Below are 5,661 nucleotides of genomic sequence, written 5' to 3'. Positions count from 1 at the left end.
TTGTTGTGCGACGAAGTTGGCACGATGGATTGGGTCATTGCGCTTCAACAACTGGTTGAACTGATGAACGAAGTTGCAGCAAAGGCAGGAAAGAGAATCTCAAAACTGATTCATCGTCAACTTCAAGGTTGGATTGCCGGTTTGCCTAGCTACATCAAGGTTTATTTGCCAATTTCAAGCTGCGAAAGTTGAGTTAATAAAAAATGAGTAAAGTTTTTGGGGAAGTAAAACACTATAGAAACCAGAGTGATTGTACATTTACAGGTTTGATATGTGAATGTAACAGCAACGGTAAATATAAGAATGAAAAAAATCACATAATTTCCAAGTCGTCCTATCTAAAAAGAATATCCCGTAATAACCAAGTTATGGTTTTTGCATGGGAAGAACAAGAATTTGAAAAAAATAAAGGGCGTTTATCAAAAAGAAATATCAAAAATGCTAATGTTTACAGAGTGCTTTGCGGAGCCCATGATAAATTGTTATTTAATGAAATTGAAAATGGAAACGAGTTTGATGAATCAAACAAAAAACAGTTATTTCAATTCGCCTTGAAATCCTTTATTTTCCAACACTCACATTTAGAAATAAAACAAAATTTTAATAATTTAACCCATTCTTTGTTTAACAAAGTAGGAGACGCCCATTTTAAATATTCATCTCGAAATTTAGAGTTTTTTAAAATTAATTATGAAAAAGAAAATTGGGATAGTATTAAAACGATAGTAATAAGAATTAAGAAAAAGATAGATTTTGTATCATGTTTTTGTACGCGTCCAATATGGGATATAAACAAAAGGTATTTACTTTCAACCGATCAAATTTCTTTTAATATTTTTCCTGAAAATGAATATACAGTTATTTTATTGTCATATAAATCTCAATTAAGCAAAACAATAGAAAATTACTGTAAAATGTTGGAAAAATGTGCTGAAGATAATGAATTGAAATTTATTAAGTACTTAACTAAAATTGTGATTTTATATGATCCTAATATAGCTTTAAACCCGAAATTTTGGGACAATCTTAGAGATTTTGAAAAAGAAGATTTTTATTATTTTGCACATTTTCTAAGGAAAAATAACCATAATTTGTTTAGAACAATTTCGAAAGTGTTTAAATTAAAAAATAAGTTTAGTGAGTGTAATTTGTTTTACTAAATGTGAAGCAACTGCGCCAGATTACTTTAAACTCATTAGACAATACCTTTCAGATCAATATATCCCTTTCACGGTCTCAACACATGTGGAGTGCTGTGTGTCGCTCGTGAGGAATTAGCATTTTTGAGAGCCGCATTTACCTGTCTGATGAAGCTCAGAAGTATTAAGTGCCCGGGATTTTTGTTTGTGGAGTTATCGGATTGAAATGAAAGAATTAGAGACCTTGAAGCAGTATATCCCAAACTGGCGCAAGGTGTTCAATTAGGCTTCGATTCAACAACAGAAAATGATGCTCCGCACGATCATTGAAGGGATTGAGGTTTGTAAAGACGGAATTAAGATTCACTTCGAGCTGCGGATCATCCAGTTCATCAGTACGATGGGCGTAGATGTTGGGATCAGGTAGGTGCGGATAAAGTGATTGTGTAAGATTCACTAAGGAAAAAATTATGTGAGCTTGCGATGCTGTCGGAAAATTGTTCGCATGATATGGGAACAATCCAATTTACAAGCAAAAGGACCTCAAATTCCACTGGAAAGTGGAGATTGTGGTCCTTTTTCACGAAGGAAATCGGTTCAATATAGGACATAGATAAATACAAAATGACTTTTGGAATAGCCCTTTGAATATTTCGTTGTTTGGCTATGCTGCAAGATATCAAATGTTCAGATAGATATTTGATCAGGCCATATGGTACAATTTTCCTAAATAAGCATAGTAATTTTGCTGCTCTCTAAGCACGATTTTGCAATTAGAAGGGAGGTTACCAATGCAATATGTTATACAGGCAAGCGAAAAAACAAAGGCAAAAGGGTCTGAATTTGAAACTAAGGCACTATTGTATTTAATGAACTTTAGAGACGATAGTAATGAAATATATTATTTTGTCATAGATTTTTTTAACGACCTAACTGCAATAGATAGATTCTCTCAAAAATCATGGGATCTACAATCGAAAGCAGCTAAGGTTAATCATCAAGCAAATATCGGTAAAGAACTGGTTACTTTATTTAAAAACTATCTTTCAGGATTCAATTTTGATCATTATATTCTCTTTATGGGAGGTATTGCGGATTCAATTAGAATTGACAACACAAAGAATATTTTCGATGTGAATAATATTGAATCCAAGTCGCAAAATAAAATAATAAAAGCTCTAGTAAAAGAAAGTCACTCGAAAGTATACATTGACAACTCGAAGGTCAATGAACAGGTCGCTACTGATTTTCTAAATACAGTAGTTTTTGTAATTGATGATAAGAGTAAAAGTGACTACATCAGGGATATAGTTAAAGTTAACCCACGAATAATTCCAAATGATATAGTTCTTGAACATATCTTTGATCAGATTAGAGATGCGCAGTCGACGAAAAAAAACAACAATAATGTTGAAGGTACCATCATTAGTGCTATGGATGAGTTTATTTATTATAATCGACATTTGACAGCAAATGAGATAAAAATGATGGTTTTAAATCGGATTATTAATAACAATATAATGCAGAGAGGAATTACCCATTCTTTTATACCTATATATTCCAAAATGCCTGCTGCTATTCAAAAGGATGTACTTGAGGATTGCCAGCATGATATTGCGAAGACCTTGTTTGATAAAAATAACGCGGAGAATTTCTGGGATCTGTTCAATAATATTTACCAAGTGATTACGATTGATAAAAATTTGTCAATTGAAGAGGCGTATAGGAAACTGGATCATACATTATTAAGTAAATTAAATTTTTTGAATATAATGTCGGTTAAATATTTTATGGCTGTACTTAAGGATGGTATATATGAAGATTAAAAAAGTAGCGGTTGGTAACTCAGAAGAAGCGTTCATTGAAAACAAATTTTCAGAGGGGTTAAATATAATCTCTAGTGATGATAATAATAAAGGGAAGACTATCGTAATACAATCTATGATGTACGCATTAGGCAACGAACCCATATTCCCCTCTTCATTTAATTTCAAAGAATATTATTACATTATTGAATTCGAACTCGACAATATTCCCGTTACCATTTCTAGAAAGTTAAATTCGTTTGTTGTGCTTTATAAAAGTAATCTTTCTACATTTGATAATCAAACGGAGTTTAAACACTACATAAATAATAATCTTTTTAAATTACCGATGATCCTCAAAGATGGTTTTAAAAAAATCGTTGATCCTGTTTTGTTTTATCAAATATTCTTTGTTGGACAAGACAGCAAAAACACTTCAAACATATTTCAAGCAGGGTATTATAATAAAACCGATTTTTTTAATATGATATATAGTTACGCTGGAATTGAAACCCACTTTTATAGTGATCTTGATGAAAATCAAATTAAGGAAAGGATACAAAAATTAAAGGCGGAGAAAAAAGAACTCCAGAAACAAAACAAAATTCTTAAATCTACTCTATCTGTAATTGGATTAGCAAGCAAGTCTAACGATAGGATGAAATTTGAAGAAAAGTTATCAAGTACCGAGAAAATAAAAACTAACATAATAGGTTTAAATTCCCAAAGAAATAATGCACTTTCAAGAAAAATAAAAAATGAAATTACTTTAAAAGAATTGCGTTCTTTAAATCAAAGTCTATCTGCCGGAATATTACATTGTTTAGACTGCGGTTCCAAAAATATTGGCTATTCTACTTCAGATAAGTCATATACATTTGATATCTCGAGTAACGAAATACGCAGTCAAATACTGATTTCAATTGAAGAGAAAATTAACATCTATTCTGAAGAAATTGAGAGATTGACATTTGATATTAATAAGTATCAGGATGAATTACAGTCACTGCTTTCTATTGATGAAGTTAGTTTGCAATCACTATTATTATATAAATCCGAACTGATAAGTGCTGGAGAGGCTGACTCTCGAATACTCTCAATTTCAAAAGAACTAAAAGAGTTGGAACGATCCTTAACGAGCAGTATGAATAAAGAAAAAGAAAATCAAATAGAACGAAAAGAATTGCGGGATCAAATTTTTGAAAAAATGAATGAATTCTACAAAACGATCGAACCCAATGGAAATTTATTTTTTGATGATTTGTTTTCTCGTAGGCAGTCAGTGTATTCAGGCGTTGAAGAAACCGAATTTTATTTATCAAAGCTATATGCACTCTTGTCGGTATTAAAGCATCGTTTTCCAATTATAATTGATTATTTCAGAGATGGTGAGTTATCTACAGTGAAAGAAAAGAAGGTATTGGACTTATTTAAAGAATTTGATAATCAAGTGATTTTTACTGCTACACTAAAAGATGAGGAAATCGGAAAATATAATAATGTCCAGATGATTAATCATATAAATTATATGGATCATATTCCATTTAAGCTACTCTCAAGAAAGTATGTTCAGGATTTTTTACTCTTGAGTGATAAATTATCAATTAGCATCAAGAGTAATTTGAATTGATAGCAAGAGAGGTGATTTGAGGATGAATGATATATTTTTTGACAATTTTAAAAATGTAATTAAAAAAGAACTTCAAAAATCGGAAATAAAAGTAAGAGTTGCTGTTGCGTGGATCAATTTTGAAATTTATTTTGATATATTTCGCGATATCTTAGAAAGAAAAGTGAAGCTGGAAGTCGTCATAAACTCTGATGTTCTTCATCAAAGATATCATGAAAAAATTAAAGAACTTGAGAAACTTGGCATGGTACTTAAGCGTTTAAAAATGCCTGGTGGCAAGCAATATATGCATCATAAATTTTGTGTAATTGATGATAGTGCAGCATTGGTAGGCTCATATAACTGGACAATCAACGCTTCTAATAATAACTTTGAGAATCTATTATTAACACCTTCTCGCTAGTCATGATCGGTTGTTTGTTAGGTTTGTTTTTCTATAATAGGTATCCGGCCAGAGCCTTTATGGGGGACACCGGTTCGCCGCTATCGGCGGTTCATTAGCTTTTATGGCTATAATTGAAAAGGTTGAGATCTTAATCCCCCTTGTATTCTTTATATATGTGATCGAGAAACTATCCGTGATATTACAGGTTTGGTACTATAAAAAAACTAAGTTTCGCATGTTTCGCATGGCACCTATCCATTATCATTTCAGCTTAAAGTACGGGTGGAGTGAAAATAAAATTGTTATATAAGATGAACTGAAGAATCTTATACTCCTAACAGCAGGCGGTCGATGACTTGAAGAGGGTTCTGGTTAATCAGTTTCATAAAAGCAGTGACATGTGTACGGATATGGTAAAACTCACTAAAAAAAACGTTATTCACCACATCATGCTTCAACCATTTCCATAGTCCTTCGACCGGATTAAGCTCTGGACTATACTTTGGCAGGAAGGCCAGTCTCAGTCTCTCATTCTCCTGCAGAAACGGCTTTAACTCGTTTGCATGGTGGACCCGTGTGTTTATTGCATAATAAAAGTGCCGAATATTGCAGCGTAAAAATGCTAAGTTAAATGCAAAAGAGACACTTGCCAGCATCCTATTAAACTCCTATCGTAAGGTTTGCGAGAACTGACGAAGGAGA

Annotated in this window: 4 protein-coding genes and 3 pseudogenes; 6 read left to right on the top strand and 1 reads right to left on the bottom strand. The window is 32.3% G+C overall.

Annotated features, from left to right (window positions below):
* The 6 genes and pseudogenes from GSF01_RS28725 to GSF01_RS28700 form a co-directional block, all read left to right on the top strand.
* Window positions 1-192 (top strand): annotated as a pseudogene (locus GSF01_RS28725) (IS4 family transposase); the annotation flags it as partial.
* A gap of 11 nt (window positions 193-203) precedes the next feature.
* Window positions 204-1,160 carry a hypothetical protein gene (locus GSF01_RS28720; protein ID WP_159888692.1) on the top strand — a complete coding sequence of 319 codons (957 nt, stop codon included), beginning with the start codon at window positions 204-206 and terminating at the stop codon, window positions 1,158-1,160.
* A 770-nt stretch (window positions 1,161-1,930) separates the two neighbouring features.
* Entirely contained in the window at window positions 1,931-2,965 is a 1,035-nt protein-coding gene (locus GSF01_RS28715; RefSeq protein WP_159888691.1) for a hypothetical protein, read from the top strand.
* Complete coding sequence (locus GSF01_RS28710; RefSeq protein ID WP_159888690.1) at window positions 2,955-4,574, top strand: coiled-coil domain-containing protein; 1,620 nt, start codon at window positions 2,955-2,957, stop codon at window positions 4,572-4,574. Before GSF01_RS28715 ends, GSF01_RS28710 begins: the two co-directional genes overlap by 11 nt.
* 22 nt (window positions 4,575-4,596) lie before the next feature.
* A complete protein-coding gene (locus GSF01_RS28705) occupies window positions 4,597-4,977 on the top strand; it encodes a phospholipase D-like domain-containing protein (protein WP_159888689.1) in 381 nt (126 codons plus the stop codon).
* A pseudogene (locus GSF01_RS28700) lies at window positions 4,959-5,266 on the top strand (phospho-N-acetylmuramoyl-pentapeptide-transferase); the annotation flags it as partial. The gene GSF01_RS28705 and the pseudogene GSF01_RS28700, both read left to right, overlap by 19 nt.
* Before the next feature lie 19 nt (window positions 5,267-5,285).
* On the opposite strand, the pseudogene GSF01_RS28695 reads toward GSF01_RS28700, so the two are convergent.
* Window positions 5,286-5,540 (bottom strand): annotated as a pseudogene (locus GSF01_RS28695) (transposase); the annotation flags it as partial.
* Window positions 5,541-5,661: the final 121 nt, after the last annotated feature.

Origin of the sequence: Paenibacillus puerhi (genome assembly GCF_009846885.1) — a bacterium.
GTDB classification, from domain to species: Bacteria; Bacillota; Bacilli; order Paenibacillales; family NBRC-103111; genus Paenibacillus_G; species Paenibacillus_G puerhi.
This window is presented reverse-complemented; position numbering and strand designations above follow the sequence as displayed.

Excerpts from the sequence above, each read along its gene's own strand:
- GSF01_RS28710 (WP_159888690.1), top strand. The coding sequence starts at position 2,955 with ATGAAGATTAAAAAAGTAGCGGTTGGTAACTCAGAAGAAGCGTTCATT.
- GSF01_RS28705 (WP_159888689.1), top strand. The coding sequence starts at position 4,597 with ATGAATGATATATTTTTTGACAATTTTAAAAATGTAATTAAAAAAGAA.
- GSF01_RS28720 (WP_159888692.1), top strand. The coding sequence starts at position 204 with ATGAGTAAAGTTTTTGGGGAAGTAAAACACTATAGAAACCAGAGTGAT.
- GSF01_RS28715 (WP_159888691.1), top strand. The coding sequence starts at position 1,931 with ATGCAATATGTTATACAGGCAAGCGAAAAAACAAAGGCAAAAGGGTCT.